Consider the following 18,666-nt stretch of genomic DNA (forward strand, 5'->3'; position numbering starts at 1 on the left):
ATCGCGCCCGCTCGGTTCCGTCATGGCGTCCCGGCCGCTCGGCCCGCTCAGCCGCTGCCCTCAGTCAGGCTCGTCGCCGGCAGCCAGTCCGCGCCCAGCAGCTCGGCCACGCCGGTGAGTCCTGCGGTGTCTCCGCCCACGGTGTCGGAGGCGGCGGCGATCCGCTCCACCATCACCTTGCTGACCTGCTCCTCCACCGTGTCCTGGGCGTAGGCGATGTGCCAGGGCGAGACCTGGTGGTCGCGGTGGGTGCGGCCGGTGACCTGCCGTCCGGCGATGCCGGAGAAGCGTGCCTGGTGGAACACGCCCACGCGCGGCTCGGTGCTCGCCTGTCGCCCGCCTTCCAGGGTCTCCCCAACGTGCAGGCTGATCGAGGCGACGGTGGTGAATACGCACACCTTCGCCTCGCCGGTCTGGAACTTCAGTCGCTCCGCTTCGTCGTCGAAGCGGTCCTGTCCGTAGATCGTGGCGATCTCGAGCCCGGCATCGCGCAGACGCTCGGTGATCGGTTCCGCGGCGGTGCCCACGAACTCGACCGAGCACGCCACCTGCCGTTCGGCCTCCACCTGCTGCGCGATCCACGCGACGGTGGAGTCCACCCGGATCAGTCCGGCCTTCTGCCGGAACCGCAGCAGCGCCGCGCGGCCCTTGGCGGTGTTGCGCCCGCGGCGGGCGATGTCCATCTCGCGGCAGAACTCGCCCCACTCCGCCTCGTACGCGTCCCGCTCGGCGGGGGTGAGCGCCACCGGCATCCCGGAGATCGGCACCGGTCCCCACGGCGCTGCCCGGTGCAGCATCGCGGGCGGCTGCGAGTCCTCGAGCCAGCCCCGCACCAGCGCGAGATCCTCCGCGCGACGGGAGGCGTCGGTGGTCCAGGTGGCGCCGTAGCGGCCCTTCTCCAGGGCGACTCCGTGGCGTTCGAGCGCTGCCGCGAAGTCGGTGCCGGGCTGTTTCACCGAGGTCCAGCGCGCCATCGGTTCGTGGTGCGCCTGTGCGTAGGCGGGGGCGAGGTAGGGCAGCTCGAGAGGGGTATGCCCGGGTGTTGCAGTGGTCGCGATGACGAACGGCGCGTCGTCGTGCGGGTGCGAGTGCCTGGAGAGCCGTGCCCAGAGCTTCCACCGTTTGGTGGTGGTGCGCCGCAGCGCGTGCGCCTCATCCGCGATGATCACGTCCCAGACATGACCGGCGACCTTCTCCAGGCGACGCCCGGCTCGTCGGCCAGCAGGAAGAGCCGACCTCCGGCCGCGGCGTGCGCGGCGATCGCGTCGGCCGCCTCGTACTGGAGCTGGCGCGGTTCGAGATCGTCGGCCAGCGCGGGCAGCGGTGCGGGATCGCCCGGGTTGAGCTGGTTCTCGAGGAATTGGCCGAGGGTGTGAGGGCCCGGCGCGTACGGCGCGAGATGCGCGGGCAGATGGCGGCCGACGAACAGGTGCATCTTCACCGCCGGATGCCACGACGCCCCCTCGACCTGCGTGCCGTAGGGGACGTCCAGCACCCAGGTGCGCTCGCCGGGGCCGACGAACGGCAGCGGCCGCTGCGCGGAGCTGGACCCCTTCCGGCGCGGGGACCTGCGGCGTCGGCGGGTGGTGGAGCGGCGAGTGCTGGACACGCCGTGACCTTACCGGGGTTCGCCGATACCCAGCGCCTCACCGATCAGGCGCGGGTACTCCTCGAGGGATGACGGTTCGTGCAGAGTCGGCTCCGGGGAGGCGGGCACCATCAGCACCCAGCGCACCAGGTGCTCCCGTCGCATCTTCGCGATCACGATCTGGCCGCCGGCGGGGTGAGGGAGGGTGAGCATGGGCCTGTCCTCGTGCTCCAGGAGAGTGCCCTCCAGCTGGGGGTGGGCTGCGAGGATCGCGTGCCTGATCCGGTCGCGCTGCAGGACGGTGCCGGCGGCGTCGAGGGTGTCACGGGTGGGGAACATGGAGGACTCCGAGAGATCGGCGTGAAGGGGCGGTGAGCGTGCCCCTGCGGTGAGGCCCTCAGCCTCTCGCAGGGCTGTGACAGGCCGCGGCCCCCACCGTCGGCTGTCAAGCGCCTTGACAGAGTCAGGAGGCTCGGGTCTTCGTCCCTCGTCATCGAGCCTGGTGCCCGCGGAGCGAGGCGTCAGTTCGCAGGCCGGAAACTGGGCATACCCTGTGCGCATGCTGAACCCTCGCGCGGCCTCCGCCGCAGCTCCGCCCAGCGCCTCTCGCCGCCTGCCGGGCAGCCTCCGTGGGGGCGGGTGGATGCACCTCGCGCTCGTGGGCGTGATCAGCATGCTGCTGGTGTACGTCGCCGCGTCGATCGTGCTCACCGTGCCGCTCCCCGCGCTGCTGACCCTCCTCGGCCTGGCGGGCGCCCTGCTGCTGTGGAGGCTTCCGCGCGGAGCCCTGCAGATCGCGGACGCGGTGGCGCTGGGGCTGATCGCGGTGGTGCTCTACGCCGCCGGGCTCGACCTCGTCTCGTACTACCTCGCGGGGATAGTGGGAACGCTCGCGCTGCGGCGCCATGCGCGCGGGTGGCTGTATCTCGTCACGGGGGCCGTGGTGCTGGCCTCAGGTTGGTCGAGCGTGACGATGGCGTGGAACGAGGGCCCGGTGCCCCGGCTGTTCACAGAAGCGGTGCCGTGGCTCGATCTGCACCTGCCTGTGCTCACGGGCGGATTCGCGATGATCGCCGTGGGGCTGGTGTTCCTCACCACGGGCACCTGGAAGATGGCGCTGCGCATCGACCTGCTCGCCCTCGCGCTGCTCCTCGCCGCGGTGATGCATGTGACCGCGGCGGTGCTGGGCTTCATGTCCTCCTCGCTGCCGATGATCCTCGCCGACGTGTATCCGGGGACCTACTCCTACGAGGACGACTCGTACGCGACGGCCAGCGGCATGATCTCGGTGCTGCAGATGAGTTCGAAGGGTCTGATCATGGGCGCGCTGATCCCGCTCGCGCTCGTGGTCGCGGCGGTGGTGCGGCTCGTCCGCCAGCCGAGCATCACCCCGCGAGGCATTCCGCTGCAGCCGACGTCCCTCACCGTCGCCACGCTGACCGGGCTCGCCCTGGTGGTGCCCGGGTTCCTGATCCTGGTGCTGGGGCTCACCGGGGACGACAGCCCGCTGCAGCTGATCCTCCCCTTCGTGATCGACGGGGCGGGGCTGCTGCTGTGGGCCGTGGCGGTGGTCGCCTGGTGGCGGAACACCGGCGCGCTCCGCGGCATCTATGCACCCGGCGGCGACGTGACCCGGACGGACCTCGTGGTCACGCTGCTCCTCGCTGCGGCGCCCGGGCTGCTGGCGATGTTCGACATCGCCCTGGTGTTCATCCCGTAGCCGGTGCACACGTGCCTGGGAGCGTTCGCATGCTGTCCCAGCGGCCGGCGGGCCTGCGGATCATGCCTTCGTCGCCACCCGGGGCGAAAAGCACCAGGACGAAGCCTGTGGCGGTTAGCAATTGGTGGACATCCCGCAGAGCTTTCGGTACGGTTCACTCGGCACCATTCTAGACAACGTTGTCAGAACGTCATCGCTGCGCCGATTCCGGCGCTTGACGTGACGACGCCACCCCAGACGCTCCCAATGGAGGGAAACGAACATGGCCCATACCACCGCGCCGCGTTTCGCACTGCGCCTCATGTGCGCTGGCGCCGCTGCCGCATTGACCCTCGCAGTGGGCGCAGCCCCCAGCTTCTCCGAGGGCTCCATCGGCTCCGAGCCGAACCGTCCGGGCTATCACTACACCCCCGAGCGGAACTGGATGAACGACCCCAACGGCATGGTGTACCACGACGGCCTCTACCACCTGTACTACCAGTACAACCCTGAGGGGAGCGCCTGGGGGAACATGTCCTGGGGGCACGCGACCAGTCCCGACCTCATGACCTGGACCGAGCAGCCCCTTGCGATCGGGCAGACGTTCGATGATGACGGCAACAGCATCGAGGACATCTTCTCGGGTTCCGTCGTGGTGGATCACGGCAACACCAGCGGGCTCGGCACGGGCGACGAGGACCCGCTCATCGCGCTGTACACCAGTGCCTACACGGACAACCACCCTGAGCATGCCGGGAAGCAGGCGCAGTCCCTCGCGTTCTCCACGGACGGAGGATTCACCTGGGAGAAATACGAGGGGAATCCTGTCGCAGATCGCGACTCGGGCAATTTTCGCGACCCGAAGGTGTTTTGGTACGAGGGGGACACGCCGGCGGAATCCCATTGGGTCATGGTGGCGGTCGAGGCGACCGACTACCAGGTTGTCGTCTACACCTCGGACGATCTCCTCCACTGGGAGTTCGCCTCCGATTTCGGGCCCGCGAATGCGGTCGGCGGCATCTGGGAGTGCCCGGACCTCTTCGAGCTCCCCGTGGACGGGAACCCTGAGGAGACCCGCTGGGTCATGATCGTGAACCTCAACCCCGGCTCTGTGGCCGGGGGCAGCGGCGGCCAGTACTTCGTGGGCGACTTCGACGGGAAGACCTTCACCGCCGAGAACGTCGTGGAGGATCTCCCCGCTCCGGACGGTGACGTCCTGTGGGACTTCGAGGGCGGGGACTTCTCCGGATGGCACGTCACGAACCAGGCGGACCATGACGAGAACGGGCCCTTCGGGCGGGCCCCTGCGTCGGGGCCTGTCAGCGGGCAGCAAACCGTCCACGGCGTCGAGGGCGAAGGTTTCGTCAACTCGTTCCACGGCGGCGACGGACCCGTCGGCACCATGGAGTCCGAGCCGTTCACCGTGGAGCGCGATTACCTCAGCTTCCTAGTCGGAGGTGGGAGAAATCCGCACCAGGAAGGCACCCGGCCCGATAACGACCCGCCGGCGGGGACCCTGCTCTGGAACGGCTTCGAGGAAGTCGACGGCACGGTCACCCTCGAGGACATGGGCTGGGCCGGAACCGGCGACCTCGCTGCCGCCGACAACCCGGTGACCGAGGGTGGCGAGTACGCGATCGGCGACAAGCGCATCAACACCTGGGAGGGCGGGCCCCACGGCGACGACAACGTGGGGACGCTGACGTCCCCCGAGTTCACCATCGATGCCGACCACCTCAACATGCTGGTGGGCGGCGGTGCACGTTCGGAGGCGTCCGAGGAGTCGCTCGAGGTGCAGCTGCTGGTCGACGGCGAGGTGGTGCGGAGACTGACCGGTCCCGGGGATGGTGCACTGAACTGGCGCCACTGGGACATCTCGGACCTGCAGGGGCGTACTGCGCAGTTGCGTGTGGTCGACGAGGCCACGGGAGGCTGGGGCCACCTGACCCTCGACCACGTCGTCATGGGCGACGAGGTCGCGCTGCCCCGGGGTGATGAGACCACGGTGAACCTCGTGGTCGATGGCGAGGTGGTCCGCACCGCGACCGGTTCCGACAGCGAGAATCTGGACTGGCAGAGCTGGGACGTGGCGGAGTTCGCGGGCCAGCAGGCCTCGCTCCGCATCGTCGACAACAGCAGCGGCGGGTGGGGGCACATCCTCGTCGATCACTTCGTCGCCACGGACGCGCCGATCGCCTCGTCGTTGGAGAACTATCAGTGGTTGGACTGGGGCAGCGACTACTACGCGACCGTCTCCTACTCCGATGCACCTGACGGGAAGCGAATCACTCAGGGCTGGATGAACAACTGGCTTTACGCAGGTGACGTCCCGGTGTCGCCGTGGGTCTCGGCGATGACCCTTCCGCGCGAGGTCGGGCTGACCCGCACCGACCACGGCATCGAGCTCGTCCATCACCCGGTTGAGCAGGCCGAGGGCTTTCTCGACGAGGCGTCGAGCCGCACGGTCACCGATGCACTGGCGTCGGCGGGCACTGCACCGCTCAGCGCCGACGGCGGATCGATCGGCGGCGACATGCTGCGCGTCGATCTGAGTCTCGATCCGGGGTCATCGGACCGCGCGGGGATCGTGTTGCGCGCTTCCGATGGATTCACCGCCGATCCATCCACCAGTGCTGATGGTGCGCAGGGGACTCTGGTGGGCTACAACGCCGAGCGCGGCAGGGTCTTCGTCGACAGGACTCGCTCGGGCGAAGTCGACTTCCACAGCGCCTTCCCCGGCCAGGTGGAAGCGCCTGTCACGCTCGAGGAGGATGGAACGGTCTCGTTCAGCATCTGGCTGGACCGTTCTTCCGTCGAGGTGTTTGCACAGGACGGCACAAGGACGCTGACCGAGCTGGTCTTCCCTGACGTCGACTCCCAGCAGGTTCTCGCGTTCGCTGAGGGAGGGGATGCGCGGATCGTCCACGCGACGATCACGCCGGTGGAGCAGACAATGTTCAACGCGAGGCCGACCGATCCGACCGATCCGGCCGATCCGACGGAGCCTGCCGATCCGGCCGATCCGACGGAGCCTGCCGATCCGGCCGATCCGACGGAGCCTGCAGCGCCGACGGAGCCGAGAGATCCGGCTGATCCGACCGGGCCGGCAGATCCGACTGGGCAGGCAGTGCCGTCCGGAGGGCCCGGCGGCGGGGGCCAGTCGCAGGGCGGCGCTCCGGAGAGCTCCGGGCCGCCTCGCGCCGGTGAGGGCCTCGCCATGACCGGCATCAACGCCCTCACAGGAGCGGCGGCAGCGCTCGTGCTGGTCGTCGCCGGAGCATCAGCAATCGTCATCGCCCGAGCCCGGCGGCGGCGACTCTGAGGCGGCTGCCGCGCCCCGGGACCGGGCAACGGTCCCGGGGCGCGGTGCGCGCGCTCGTGACCAGCGGGTGCGCACGAGTTATCGGATCGTGATGCACACGTGACCGAAGAGTCGAATCGCGGCCCTACACTGACAACGTTGTCTGTTCGGTGTGACGGCAGCTATATCCCACCGTCGTCGGGACGGCAACGCCACCGCATGGTGGCACTCAATGAGGAGTCGGAGGTAGAGATGGTCGATCCGCACGCAGTTCTCGAGATGCGGAACATCACCAAGCTGTTCCCGGGCGTGCGCGCGCTCGACGACGTCACGATGACCGTTCGCCGCGGTGATATCCACGCGATCTGCGGGGAGAACGGTGCTGGGAAGTCGACGCTCATGAAGGTGCTGTCCGGCGTGTACCCCCATGGCACCTACAGCGGGCAGATCGTGTTCGAGGGCGAAGAGATGGCGTTCAAGGACATCAAATCCTCGGAGAGCGCCGGCATCGTCATCATCCACCAGGAGCTCGCCCTCATCCCCGAGCTCTCCGTCACCGAGAACATCTTCCTGGGCAACGAGATCGTCGCCGGTGGTCTCATCGACCGGCGCGAAGCTCGGCGGCGCTGCCGTGATCTGCTCGCTCGCGTGGGCCTCGACATCGATCCCGATATGGCGGTGAAGTACCTGGGCGTGGGTCAGCAGCAGCTGGTCGAGATCGCGAAGGCGCTGTCGAAGAACGTCAGGCTGCTGATCCTCGACGAGCCCACCGCGGCGCTGAACGAGGACGACTCGGAGAATCTGCTCCTGCTGATGAAGGGCCTCAAGGGTCGTGGGATCACCTCGATCATGATCTCGCACAAGCTCAACGAGATCGCCGCCGTGTCCGATGCGGTCACGGTGATCCGAGACGGTCGCACGGTCGAGACCTACGCGGTCGAGGCCGGTCATGTCGATGAGGACCGCATCATCCGTGCCATGGTGGGCCGCTCGCTCGACAACCGCTACCCCGAGCACGAGCCGAACACCGGGGGTGAGACGATCATCGAGGTGAAAGGCTGGACGGTCGAGCATCCGAACGTGCCCGGCAAGCTCGTGTGCGATGACGAGAGCTTCGTCGCGCGCCGCGGGGAGATCGTGGGCTTCGCCGGACTCATGGGGGCGGGCCGGACCGAGCTCGCACGCTCGCTGTTCGGTCGCTCCTACGGCATCCACCGCTCCGGCCAGCTGTTCCTCCACGGCCAGCCCGTGGTGCTGAACACCGTGCGGGACGCCATCCGTCATCGCCTCGCCTATGTCTCCGAGGACCGGAAGCTGCTCGGCCTGAACCTGTTGGACACCATCAAGCAGACCATCGTCTCCGCGAACCTGGGCGCTGTCGTGCGGCGTGGACTGATCGACGGGTCGAAGGAGCGCGCAGTCGCGGAACGGTACCGCACGTCGCTGCGTATCAAGACCCCCGGCATCGATGTCGGGGTCGCGACCCTCTCGGGAGGCAACCAGCAGAAGGTCGTCCTGGCCAAGTGGCTGTTCCCCGATCCTGAGGTGCTGATCCTGGACGAACCGACCCGCGGGATCGACGTGGGAGCGAAGTTCGAGATCTACAAGCTCATCCAGGAGCTCGCTGATCAGGGCAAGGCGGTCATCGTCATCTCCTCCGAGCTGCCAGAGATCCTGGGGATCTGCGACCGGATCTACACGATCTGCGAAGGGCGCATCACCGGTGAGGTGCCCCGCTCCGAGGCCGATCAGGAAACGCTCATGCGCATGATGACCACCACCGTCGGCTCCGCCGCCTGACCCACGCAGTAACGAGAGAGCACACTCATGAATGTTGTGAAGCAGATTTTCGGGACGGATTTCCGTCAGTTCACGATGGTTTTCGCCCTCGTGGTACTACTCCTCGGGTTCCACATCGCCTCCGGCGGCAACATGCTGACGCCGGGGAACATGCAGAACCTCATCGCGGGCAACGCCTACGTGCTGATCCTCGCGATCGGCATGGTCATGGTCATCGTCATCGGTCACATCGACCTGTCCGTCGGCTCCGTCGCGGGCTTCGTCGGGATGTGCGTGGCGCTGTCCGCCCGCGACCTGAGCTTCCCCTGGTGGGCGGCGCTGCTCACCGGCCTGGTGGTGGGCGTCGCGATCGGCGCCTGGCACGGCTTCTGGCTCGCGAAGATCGGCATCCCTGGATTCATCACAACCCTCGCCGGGATGATGATCTTCCGCGGGGGCGTGATCTGGCTCAGCGGTTCGGTCAGCGTTCCCGTGCCGCCGGAGCTGAATGTGCTCGGCGCGGGTTACCTGCCCGAGTGGGGCCCGGCCTTCACGAACCTCAACAACTCGACGCTGCTGCTCGGCATCCTCGCGATCGCCTTCTACGCCTGGAGCCAGATCAGCACGTACCGCCAGCGCGTCGCCGATGGCGAGACCGGGCTGAACTTCACGGCGGTGATCATCCGCCTGGTGCTGGTCGGTGCTGTTCTGGCCTACGTGACGTTCCTGTTCGGCAGCGGCCGTCCTGGCACGTCCTTCCCGGTGCCCGGCCTGGTCCTCGTCTTCCTCGTGATCATCTACCACGTGATCACACAGCGCACCACGTTCGGGCGCCACATCTATGCGGTGGGTGGCAACAAGCAGGCCGCCGCGCTCTCGGGCGTGAGCGTCGCCAAGGTGCACTTCTTCGTCATGATGAACATGTCGTTCCTCGCGGCGCTCGCCGGGATCCTCTTCGTCGCCCGGGCGACGTCCGCCGGGCCCACCGACGGCAATATGTGGGAGCTCGATGCGATCGCCGCCGTGTTCATCGGCGGAGCCGCCGTCTCCGGTGGGATCGGCACCGTGGCGGCGACCATGATCGGCGGGCTCGTCATGGCCACGTTGAACTCGGGTCTGTTCCTGATGGGCGTGGGACAGGACAAGACGCAGGTCATCAAGGGGCTCGTCCTCCTCGCGGCGGTCGCGTTCGACGTCTACAACAAGCAGCAGGGCCGCCCCTCGATCACCGGCCGGCTCTTCGGTGACCGGCGGACGTCGGAGAGCACCACCGACTCGACGAAGGTCGCGCCAGCCGCGCCCGCCGCGCCGGGAACTGCCGAGAGCTGACCCTCCCGGACTCCGGGCATGCTCCAGCGCCCGGGATCCTGCCAGCAGCACTGGCCACTGAACCCACCTGACCCACTGACCTAACCCGGGAGCCCGATGGCGGGCTCCCACATCACCTGAGGAGAAATCATGAAGAGAAGGACTTTCACACTCGGCAGCGCAGCCGCAGCCGGTGCACTGCTCCTGGCAGCCTGCGGCGAGGGCCGCAGCGGTGGCGAGACGGCCGGCGGTGAAGAAGCCGGCAGCGGCTTCGAGGCCGACGCCACCATCGGTGTGTCCCTGCCGTGGCTGGGGACGCAGAACTGGGCCGAGGCCCAGGCCATGTTCGAGGAGCAGCTCAAGAGCGCCGGCTTCACCCCGCTGATCCAGGCGGCGGACAACAAGGTGCCGCAGCAGCAGCAGCAGATCGAGGCGATGGTCCAGCAGGGCGCGAAGGCGATCGTGGTGGGCCCCATCGACGGCACCCAGCTGGGCAGCGCGCTGAAGGCGGCCAAGGACGCGGGCGTGCGGATCATCGGCTATGACCGGCTGATCGAGAACACCGATGCCGTCGACGGTGTGGTGCAGTTCGGCAGCATCCGCACCGGTGAGCTGCAGGGCCAGTCCCTCCTCGATGGTCTCGCCGAGCGCAAGGGCGAAGGTCCGTACAACATCGAGCTGTTCGGCGGCGGTCCTGCTGATCCGAATGCACCGAACTTCTTCGAGGGCGCGATGTCGGTCCTCCAGCCGAAGATCGACGACGGCACCCTCGTGGTCGTCTCCGGGCAGACGGACTTCCAGCAGGTCGCGACCCAGGACTGGGACAACGGAAAGGCGCAGTCCCGCATGGACTCGCTGCTCGCCGCGAACTACTCGGACAAGCCCCTCGATGGCGTGCTCTCCCCGAATGACGGCATCGCCCGCGCGATCATCACCTCCTGCAAGGGCGCCGGGCAGGACATCCCCGTGGTCGACGGCCTCGACGCCGAGACGGAGTCGATCAAGTCGATCTGGGCCGGTGAGCAGTACTCCACTGTGCACAAGCCGACGAAGGACCTCGTGGCCAAGACCGTCGAGATCATCACCGCTTTCCAGAAGGGTGAGGAGGCGCCGGCGACCGAGGAGTCGGAGAACAACGGCGTGATCGACGTGCCGATCTATGCTCTGGATCCGATCGTCGTGACCGAGGCGAACGCGGAGGAGGTCTTCGCAGACGATCCCGACCGCCTCGCGCTCCTCGAAGGCTGAGAGAGGACACACTGGTGGCCCCGGGGCTCCTCGCCCCGGGGCCACCGTCCGTCGCTGTGGATCGGAAGAGACCAGATGTCGAAGAAGCGCGCCACCATGAAGGATGTCGCGGCACGCGCGGGGGTGGGGTTCAAGACCGTCTCCCGGGTGATCAACGAAGAAGCCGGGGTCTCCGAACAGACGGCGGCGAAGGTCCGCAGAGCCGCGTCCGAGCTGAACTACCGGCGCGATATGACCGCAGGAAACCTTCGCCGTGCCGCGGGGCGCACCGACAGCATCGGGCTCCTCGTCGCGAGCGTCGACAACGAGTTCGATGCGAAGCTGCACCGCGCCGTGGAGGACGCCGCCCAGGAGCGCCGTGTCAGCGTGTTCTCGTCGAGTACCGATGAGGACGCTGATCGTGAGCATCAGCGTGCCCTCACCCTCCTGGCACGGAGGGTCGACGGGCTCGTGCTCATGCCCTCGAGCGGAGATCTCGCCTACCTGCAGCACGAGCTGGACCTCGGCACTCCGGTGATCGCCGTGGACCGCCCGCCCAAGGGCATCTGCATCGACACGCTCATGGTCGACAACGAGAGCGGAGCCCGTGATGCACTCACGCACCTGATCGAGCACGGCCACCGGCGGGTCGCGGTCCTGGCGCATCTGGCGTCCCTGGTGACGTCCGCGCAGCGGATCGCGGGCGCGCGCGCCGCCTGGTCCGCCGCCGGTCTGCCCGCGGACTCTCTGCGGGTGGTCGACGGGATATCCACCGCTGAGGACACAGCCCGCATCCTGGATACCCTGTTGGACGCGGATGATCCTCCCACTGCGGTGTTCGCAGCGCGCAACACGATCGCCGTCGGTGTGGTGCGGGCGCTCCAGCGCCGCGGCCGACAGCACGAGATCGCGCTGATCGGCTTCGACGACTTCGGGCACGCGGATCTGCTGGATCCTGCGGTGACCGTCGTGAGACAGGACCCGGCTCGACTCGGTGAGCTCGCTACGGAGCGGCTGTTCGCACGTCTTGACGACCGCTCGCTGCCCGTGGAGCAGCTGACCGTGAAGACCCGCCTGATACGGCGACGATCCTGCGGATGCGGGGCTCGAGCGGGGGCGGGATCGGGCGCAGGCCCGGGCAGCGACGGCTCCGGCGGCGCACCCGGCTCCCGGGGCCGTGCGGGTCCGGTCCGCGAAGCGAGCACGCACCGGTCGTGAGTAGCATCGGGATGCTGACCCGAGGCAGAGGAGCTTCCCCCATGCACGCATCCCAGAACCGCCGATCAGCGGAGGCCGTCGACGCCTTCACCCAGATCATGGGCTCGCGGCACGTCCTCACCACGCCGCGCGCGACCGCCCCGTACACCACCGGTGACCGCTTCGGCGCCGGTGATGTGCTCGCCGTGCTGCGCCCCGGCTCCCTGGTGGACATGTGGCGGGCCCTGCAGGTGTGCGTGGACAATGACCTGATCGTCATCACCCAGGCCGCGAACACCGGCCTGACCGGCGGCTCGGTGCCCGGCAACCAGGACTACGACCGCGACATCGTCATCATCTCCACCACGCGGATCGACCAGATCCACCTGATCAACGATGCCCGCGAGGCGGTCTGCCTGGCCGGCGCCACCCTCTTCACCCTCGAGGACACCCTCGCCCCGCACGGCCGCGAGCCGCACTCGGTGATCGGCTCCACCTCGATCGGCGCGAGCGTGGTGGGCGGCATCGCGAACAACTCCGGCGGCTCCCAGATCCGCAAGGGCCCCGCCTATACCGAGCAGGCGATCTTCGCGCGCGTGGACGAGAACCGGCAGATCCACCTCGTCAACCACCTCGGCATCGACCTCGGCACCGACCCCACCCACATCCTCGACCGCCTCCAGCGCGGCGACTGGGACCCGGCCGGCGTCACCCCGCCCCCGGCCGACGGAACCGGCACCGACTACGCCGAGCACCTGCGCGAGCTCGCGGACACCCCGGCCCGCTACAACGCGAACCCGAAGTTCCTCCACGAGGCTTCCGGCTCTGCCGGCAAGATCATGGTGTTCGCGGTGCGCACCCGCACCTTCCCACTCGAGGCGGACAAGGCGACCTTCTACATCGGCACCGATGATCCTGCGGACCTCGAGGCCCTGCGTCGCGCGTTCCTCGCAGCGGATTCCCCGCTGCCGATCTCGGGGGAGTACATGAGCTCCCACGCCTTCGACCTCGCGATCGAGTACGGCAAGGACACCTACGTCTCCCTCAAGCACGCCGGCTCCAGCACCCTGGTGAAGATGTTCGCCCTGAAATCCTGGGCCAACGGCGTGTTCGCGAAGCTGCCCGGCTTCGGCCCCGCGACGGCCGATGCGATCTCCCAGAAGCTCTTCGCCGCGATCCCCGAGAAGTTCCCGCCCCGCCTCCTCGACTTCCGCGACCGCTTCGCCCACCACCTGCTGCTCGTGGTCAGCGGCAGTCAGCGCGAGACCACCCAGCGCCTGCTCACCGAGTTCTTCGCCCAGCCCGCGCACCAGGGCGAGTTCTTCGAATGCGACGCTAACGAGGCCAAGAGCGCCACCCTGATCCGCTTCGGCGTGGCCAGCGCCGCCAGCCGCTACTACACGATGCACCGCGCGGAGGCTTCGGAGATGATCACCTTCGACGTGGCGCTGCGCCGCGATGACGAGGACTGGCTGGAGGTGCTCCCGACGGAGATCGCCGACCAGCTGCTCGAGAGTGTCTACTTCGGCCACTTCTTCTGCCACGTCCTCCACCAGGACCACGTTGCCAAGAAAGGCGTGGACCCCGTCGCGCTGAAGCAGCAGATGACGACGCTGCTCGAGGACCGTGGCGCCGCAGTCCCCGCCGAGCACAACTATGGCCGTATCTACCCTGCCCCAGGCCCGATGGTCGAGCACTTCAAACAGCTGGATCCGCTGAACATGTTCAACGCAGGGGTGGGGAAGACGTCGGCGAGGAAGGGGTGGGCGTGAGTGGGGCCTGATGCGGATGCGTCCCGCAGGTGCGCATGAGGGTCAGTTCTTCTTCTCGCCCGTGGACCAGAAGTAGACCAGCCCCGTCCCGTTCAGCAGTCGGTCGCCGATGGCGCGCTCCTGATAGATCACCGGGTTGTGGGAGGCCAGGGTGCGGGCGTTGCGCCAGTGGCGGTCCAGTGCCCGTGCGGTCGAGGTCGCGGACGCCCCACCCACCTCGAACATCTCCGCGGTCACCGCGAGCACGTCGGGCACCGCGGTGAGCTGGGCCTGGATGGTGCGCAGCTCCGCCGCGTCGATCAGGTGAGCACGCTCTTCGTCGGTCGCCGACTGCGCTGTCGCGAGGAGCTGGGCCGCGGCCAGCACCGTCGCCTCCGCCGTCGCCGCTCGCGCAGAGATCCGGCCCACCACCTGCTGGACCAGCGGATCTTCCGCGGCAGTCGCGCCGCTGCCCTGGGAGTAGACCCGGGTGCGGGTGCGCACGAACTCGACCGCGTCCCGCACTGCCGCACGCCCCACCCCCACCAGGGAGGACAGCAGCACCAGCTGCAGGAACGCGGTCTGCGGCGTCGGCGCTCCGTCCCCGCCCTCGAGACGCTCGCGCACATGGCTGGCCGGCACCGCGACATCCTCGAACAGCGAGGAGCCGCTGCCGGTGAGGGTCTGACCGAAACCATCCCAGTCATCGCGCAGCGTGACGCCGGGGGAGTCCGCCCGCACTGTTACACGGGCACGGCCGCCGGATCCGGTGCGGGCCGAGACGTTGATCCAGTCCGCGAACAGCGACCCGGTCGAGTAGTGCTTCTCGCCGGAGAGGCGGTAGCCGTCCTCGTCGGCGGTGACCGTGGTGACCAGGTCGCCGACTGTCGCGCTGGTGCGTTCGTGGCTGGCATTGCCGAACACGGCACCGTCGGCGACCAGACGGAACCAGTGCGCAGCGTCTTCTCTCGCAGCGTCTTCTCCGTCTGTGTCCTCTCCCTCCTCGCCGAGCAGCAGCCCGTTGACGAAGGCGAAGTGGGCGCGCAGCAGCTGCGGCAGATTCGAATCGGCCTCGCCCAGATCGATCAGCAGCCGGAAGAACGTCTCGATCCCCGCGCCGCCGCCTCCGTGCTCTGTGGGCACGGTGACGGCGGTGAAGCCCGAATCGGCCAGTGCTCGCACCTGCGCGAAGGGCAGGATCCGGGCACGGTCCCGCTCGGCGGAGCCGGCAGCGATCTCGTCGAGGACAGGGGCGAACCGCTCGCGCAGTGCGTCGTACTCGCGCAGTGCCGGATCGGTGGCGGGGGAGTTCTGGGTGGTGGTCATGAGGCTTCCTGGAGGTCGCGGCGGGGGAGGGTGGAGACGAGCTGGCGGGTGTAAGGGTGCTGCGGGGCGTGCAGGACCTGGTCGGCGGTGCCGTGCTCGACCACCTGCCCGCCCTGCATCACCAGCACCCGGTCGCTGACGTGGTGGATCACGCCGAGGTCGTGGGAGATGAACAGATAGGCGGTGCCGAGCGCTGACTGCAGGTCGCCGAGCAGGTCCAGCACCTGCGCCTGCACGGACACATCGAGGGCGGAGACCGGCTCGTCCAGCACCAGCACCTCGGGATCGGTGGCGATGGCACGGGCGATCGCGGCACGCTGGCGCTGCCCGCCGGACATGGTCAGCGGATGCCGGGCGGCGAACGCGGGGTCGAGCCCCACTGCCTCCAGCAGCTCCGCGACCCGTGCTGAGCGGTCCCTCTCGCGGCCGCTGGATCCGGCGGAGCCTCGCGCTCCACCCCGCCGGCCCTGCCCGACGCTCAGGGAATCGGCGATGGTGCGGCCGACGGTCCAGCGCGGATCGAAGGAGGAGAGCGGATCCTGCTGCACGACGGCGATACGGTGCCGTCGGGAGCGCCGCTTCCGCTCGGGGATGCCGGTCCATGCCTCGCCGTCCAGCAGCACCTGCCCGGTGCTCGGTGGGGTCAGGCCCAGCGCCATCCAGGCGGTGGTCGACTTCCCCGATCCGGACTCGCCGACGATCCCGAGGGTCTCTCCGGCATCGAGGGTGAAGGACACGTCCTGGACCACGGGGCGGGTGCGCCCGTCGGGCCCGCGGTAGCTCTTGCCCAGCCCGATCGCCTCGAGCACCGGGCCCGCCTCCGGGGCGCGTTCGCGGGGCACTGCGGTGATCGTGGCGGGCGGCAGGTCGGAGAGTCGGTCGCCCCGGGAGGAGGCCGAGGGGATCGCCGCGAGCAGTCGGCGCGTGTACGGGTCCTGCGGGGAGGTGAGCACCTGCGCGGTGGGCCCCTCCTCGACGACGCGGCCCCGGTGCATCACCAGCACGTGGTCGGCGAGCCGTTCGACGACGGAGAGGTCGTGGCTGATCAGGATGATCGCGCGGCCTGCGGAGAGGTTCTGCTCGAGCAGCTCGAGCACCTGGGCCTGCACCGTCACATCCAGTGCGGTGGTGGGTTCGTCGGCGATCAGCACCTGGGGATCCAATGCCAGCCCGGCGGCGATCAGCGCCCGCTGGCGCAGCCCGCCGGAGAGCTCGCTGGGCAGCTGCCGGGCGCGCAGCTCCGGCTCCGGGACGGAGACCGAGGTCAGCAGCTCCTGGACGCGGGCGGGGCGCTGCGCGGCGGGCACCCGGTGCGCGCGCAACGGCTCGGCGATCTCGGTGCCCACCGTGCGCAGCGGATCCAGGGAGACCAGGGCGTCCTGCAGCACATAGCCGATGCGGCTGCCGCGCAGGTGGCGGAGCTGCTCGGGGGTCGCCTCGAGCACGTCGACCCCCACGTCCAGGGTGGTCGCGGTGACCTGGGCGCCGTGCCCGTTCAGGCCGAGCAGGCTGCGGGCGGTCACGGATTTGCCGGAACCGGATTCGCCGACGATGCCGAGGCACTCCCCGGCGCGCAGCGAGAAGGACACATCGCGCACCACCTCCTTGCCGTCGAAGGCGACAGAGAGATCCCGGACGGTGATCAGTGTGGTCATCGCAGTGCTCCTGCATCGGTGGACTGCTGGAGGCGCCGACCGAGCACGGTCAGCGACAGGGTGAACAGGACGATGGTGACGCCGGGGAAGAAGTCCATCCACCAGGCCTGCTGGATGTAGTGGCGCCCGGCGTTGAGCATCGCGCCCCATTCGGCGGTGGGCGGCTGGACGCCCATGCCGAGGAACCCCAGCGCCGCCGCCCACACGACCGCCTGTCCCACCCCCAGGGTGATCAGGACAGTCAGGGGCCGGAACGCGTTGGGCAGCAGGGTGCGCAGCAGGATTCGCGCCGGCGGGTGGCCGAGGGTGCGGGCCGCTTCGACATAGGCGGAGCGGCGCACCACGAGCACCTGGCTGCGCACCATCCGGGCGTAGCCGGGCATGGTCGCCAGGCCCACCGCCACCATCTGGGTCAGGGCGCTGTTGCCATACACGGCGATGAGGATGAGAGCGAGCAGGATGCCGGGGAAGGCGTAGAGGATCTCGATCACCCGGGTCACGGCACCGTCGGCCAGTCGCCCGCCGAGCCCACCGGCGAGGCCCAGCACCATCGCGCCGAGCAGACCGATCGCGGTCGCACCGAGACCGATCAGCAGTGACTGGCGCGCCCCGTGGATCACGCGGCTGAACACGTCGCGGCCGGACTGGTCGGTGCCGAAGAGATGCTCGGCACTCGGCGGGGCGAAGCTCTCCGAGAGGCTGATCTCCAGCGGGTCCTGCGGTGCGAGCAGCCCCGGGGCCAGCGCGGCCAGCACGACCGCGCCGACGACTGCGCCGGGCAGCGCCACCCCGAGATGCCGCAGCGGGGAGCGGGAGGATCGGGCGGTGCGCAGAGGTGGGGCCGCGGGCTTCTCGACCTCGGGCAGCGGGGGAGCGAGGGTGGTCATGAGGTGGCTCCGATCGTGTGGCGCAGGCGGGGGTCGACGAGCACGGAGGCCGCGTCGCTGAGGATGTTCGCGATCACGTAGACGAGGGCGACCACGAAGGTCACGCCGATGACGAGGGGGAGATCCTGGGCGTTGACGGCGGCGACGAGCACCTGCCCGATCCCCTGCCGGGAGAAGATCACCTCGACCACGACCGCCCCGGAGATCAGGGAGCCGAGCCCCCAGCCGGACAGGGCGATGCCGGGCAGGGCCGCGTGGCGCAGCACCTGCCGGAAGCGCACATCGGCGGTACGAGCGCCGCGGGAGAGGGCGGAGAGCACGAACGGCTGGCGCAGCGCCACATCGAACTCGTCCCGGGTGACCTGGGCGAGGAACCCTCCCAGCGGTATCCCGAGGGTGAGGGCGGGCAGCACCAGGCCGAGCGGCCCGTCGTCCACCACCGGCAGCCACTGCAGCACCACCGCGAACACCACCAGCAGCACCACCCCGAGCCAGAAGTGGGGCAGCGCCGCGAACACCACTTCGATGCCGGCGCCGAGCCGGCCCAGCCAGCCGCGTCGGCCGGCAGTGAGGAGGGTCAGCGTGATCGCGAGCGCCCAGGCGATCGCCAGAGCGGCCCCGGTCAGCTGCAGGGTGGGAAGGATCTGCTCGGAGACGATCGCGGTGACGGGCTGCTTCATCGTGTACGACTCGCCGAGATCCAGCTGGACCAGGCCCGTCAGGAACGCGCCGTACTGGACCAGGAGCGGGTCCTCGAAGCCGTACTGGTCCCGGATGGCCTGCAGCGTCTCCTCGGGAGGGTTCGCGGAGGCGCCGCCCAGGATCGCCATGGCCGGATCGCCGGGCACAAGGTGCTGGAGGAAGAACACGATCGTCGCCACCGCCCACAGCAGCAGCGCGGCGGAGGCGATCGTGGTGAGGATCCTGCGGATCAGCACGACGTTCATG

General features: G+C 69.0%; 14 protein-coding genes. 7 read left to right on the forward strand and 7 right to left on the reverse strand.

Translation table 11 applies throughout. From position 1 onward, the window contains the following. Positions 1 to 47 precede the first annotated feature (47 nt). From BN4251_RS04475 to BN4251_RS04480, 3 genes are read right to left on the reverse strand one after another with little or no spacing between them, the layout of a single operon-like run. Positions 48 to 1,169 (reverse strand): DEAD/DEAH box helicase, encoded by a 1,122-nt coding sequence (locus BN4251_RS04475; protein ID WP_245810197.1) that lies wholly within the window; start codon positions 1,167 to 1,169, stop codon positions 48 to 50. Continuing rightward, complete coding sequence (locus BN4251_RS18605) at positions 1,166 to 1,609, reverse strand: hypothetical protein (protein WP_245810198.1); 444 nt, start codon at positions 1,607 to 1,609, stop codon at positions 1,166 to 1,168. The genes BN4251_RS04475 and BN4251_RS18605 overlap by 4 nt, the downstream gene beginning before the upstream one ends. A gap of 9 nt (positions 1,610 to 1,618) precedes the next feature. Next, positions 1,619 to 1,927, reverse strand: a complete 309-nt coding sequence (locus tag BN4251_RS04480; protein ID WP_087483950.1) for a hypothetical protein — start codon at positions 1,925 to 1,927, stop codon at positions 1,619 to 1,621. 220 nt (positions 1,928 to 2,147) lie between these two features. On the opposite strand from BN4251_RS04480, the gene BN4251_RS04485 reads away from it, so the two are divergent. The 7 genes from BN4251_RS04485 to dld all read left to right on the forward strand — a co-directional run bounded on the left by BN4251_RS04485 (position 2,148) and on the right by dld (position 13,871). After that, complete coding sequence (locus BN4251_RS04485; RefSeq protein ID WP_087483951.1) at positions 2,148 to 3,308, forward strand: hypothetical protein; 1,161 nt, start codon at positions 2,148 to 2,150, stop codon at positions 3,306 to 3,308. Between the two features lie 262 nt (positions 3,309 to 3,570). After that, positions 3,571 to 6,609 carry a glycoside hydrolase family 32 protein gene (locus BN4251_RS04490; RefSeq protein WP_087483952.1) on the forward strand — a complete coding sequence of 1,013 codons (3,039 nt, stop codon included), beginning with the start codon at positions 3,571 to 3,573 and terminating at the stop codon, positions 6,607 to 6,609. A gap of 231 nt (positions 6,610 to 6,840) precedes the next feature. Beyond that, complete coding sequence (gene mmsA, locus BN4251_RS04495; protein WP_087483953.1) at positions 6,841 to 8,388, forward strand: multiple monosaccharide ABC transporter ATP-binding protein; 1,548 nt, start codon at positions 6,841 to 6,843, stop codon at positions 8,386 to 8,388. A gap of 27 nt (positions 8,389 to 8,415) precedes the next feature. Further along, the gene (locus BN4251_RS04500; protein ID WP_087483954.1) at positions 8,416 to 9,696 is read left to right on the forward strand and encodes a sugar ABC transporter permease; all 1,281 of its coding nucleotides are present in this window, start codon (positions 8,416 to 8,418) and stop codon (positions 9,694 to 9,696) included. Between the two features lie 129 nt (positions 9,697 to 9,825). Further along, positions 9,826 to 10,923: a substrate-binding domain-containing protein gene (locus tag BN4251_RS04505; RefSeq protein ID WP_053917797.1), complete on the forward strand. Its 1,098-nt coding sequence runs from the start codon at positions 9,826 to 9,828 to the stop codon at positions 10,921 to 10,923. 75 nt (positions 10,924 to 10,998) lie between these two features. Continuing rightward, on the forward strand, positions 10,999 to 12,120 hold the full coding sequence (locus BN4251_RS04510; protein WP_245810199.1) for a LacI family DNA-binding transcriptional regulator: 1,122 nt from the start codon (positions 10,999 to 11,001) through the stop codon (positions 12,118 to 12,120). Between the two features lie 41 nt (positions 12,121 to 12,161). Beyond that, positions 12,162 to 13,871, forward strand: a complete 1,710-nt coding sequence (dld, locus tag BN4251_RS04515) for a D-lactate dehydrogenase (protein ID WP_087483955.1) — start codon at positions 12,162 to 12,164, stop codon at positions 13,869 to 13,871. Positions 13,872 to 13,913: 42 nt separating this feature from the next. Here the strand turns inward: dld and BN4251_RS04520 are convergent, their stop codons facing one another. Genes BN4251_RS04520 through BN4251_RS04535 form a run of 4 tightly spaced genes read right to left on the reverse strand, consistent with a single transcriptional unit; the run spans position 13,914 to position 18,665 of the window. After that, positions 13,914 to 15,176 (reverse strand): acyl-CoA dehydrogenase family protein, encoded by a 1,263-nt coding sequence (locus BN4251_RS04520; RefSeq protein WP_087483956.1) that lies wholly within the window; start codon positions 15,174 to 15,176, stop codon positions 13,914 to 13,916. Continuing rightward, entirely contained in the window at positions 15,173 to 16,831 is a 1,659-nt protein-coding gene (locus tag BN4251_RS04525) for a dipeptide ABC transporter ATP-binding protein (protein WP_212647583.1), read from the reverse strand. The genes BN4251_RS04520 and BN4251_RS04525 overlap by 4 nt, the downstream gene beginning before the upstream one ends. After that, positions 16,828 to 17,718: an ABC transporter permease gene (locus tag BN4251_RS18445; protein ID WP_087483958.1), complete on the reverse strand. Its 891-nt coding sequence runs from the start codon at positions 17,716 to 17,718 to the stop codon at positions 16,828 to 16,830. The genes BN4251_RS04525 and BN4251_RS18445 overlap by 4 nt, the downstream gene beginning before the upstream one ends. Next, positions 17,715 to 18,665 (reverse strand): ABC transporter permease, encoded by a 951-nt coding sequence (locus tag BN4251_RS04535; protein ID WP_087483959.1) that lies wholly within the window; start codon positions 18,663 to 18,665, stop codon positions 17,715 to 17,717. The genes BN4251_RS18445 and BN4251_RS04535 overlap by 4 nt, the downstream gene beginning before the upstream one ends. Between the last annotated feature and the right edge of the window lies 1 nt (position 18,666).

The organism is Brachybacterium massiliense, assembly GCF_900184245.1.
Lineage (GTDB): Bacteria > Actinomycetota > Actinomycetes > Actinomycetales > Dermabacteraceae > Brachybacterium > Brachybacterium massiliense.

Bases quoted from the DNA above. Each gene is read 5' to 3' on its own strand.
- BN4251_RS04520 (WP_087483956.1), bottom strand. From the start codon at position 15,176: ATGACCACCACCCAGAACTCCCCCGCCACCGATCCGGCACTGCGCGAG.
- BN4251_RS04485 (WP_087483951.1), top strand. From the start codon at position 2,148: ATGCTGAACCCTCGCGCGGCCTCCGCCGCAGCTCCGCCCAGCGCCTCT.
- BN4251_RS18445 (WP_087483958.1), bottom strand. From the start codon at position 17,718: ATGACCACCCTCGCTCCCCCGCTGCCCGAGGTCGAGAAGCCCGCGGCC.
- mmsA (WP_087483953.1), top strand. From the start codon at position 6,841: ATGGTCGATCCGCACGCAGTTCTCGAGATGCGGAACATCACCAAGCTG.
- BN4251_RS04490 (WP_087483952.1), top strand. From the start codon at position 3,571: ATGGCCCATACCACCGCGCCGCGTTTCGCACTGCGCCTCATGTGCGCT.
- BN4251_RS04525 (WP_212647583.1), bottom strand. From the start codon at position 16,831: ATGACCACACTGATCACCGTCCGGGATCTCTCTGTCGCCTTCGACGGC.
- dld (WP_087483955.1), top strand. From the start codon at position 12,162: ATGCACGCATCCCAGAACCGCCGATCAGCGGAGGCCGTCGACGCCTTC.
- BN4251_RS04480 (WP_087483950.1), bottom strand. From the start codon at position 1,927: ATGTTCCCCACCCGTGACACCCTCGACGCCGCCGGCACCGTCCTGCAG.
- BN4251_RS04510 (WP_245810199.1), top strand. From the start codon at position 10,999: ATGTCGAAGAAGCGCGCCACCATGAAGGATGTCGCGGCACGCGCGGGG.
- BN4251_RS04500 (WP_087483954.1), top strand. From the start codon at position 8,416: ATGAATGTTGTGAAGCAGATTTTCGGGACGGATTTCCGTCAGTTCACG.
- BN4251_RS04535 (WP_087483959.1), bottom strand. From the start codon at position 18,665: ATGAACGTCGTGCTGATCCGCAGGATCCTCACCACGATCGCCTCCGCC.
- BN4251_RS04505 (WP_053917797.1), top strand. From the start codon at position 9,826: ATGAAGAGAAGGACTTTCACACTCGGCAGCGCAGCCGCAGCCGGTGCA.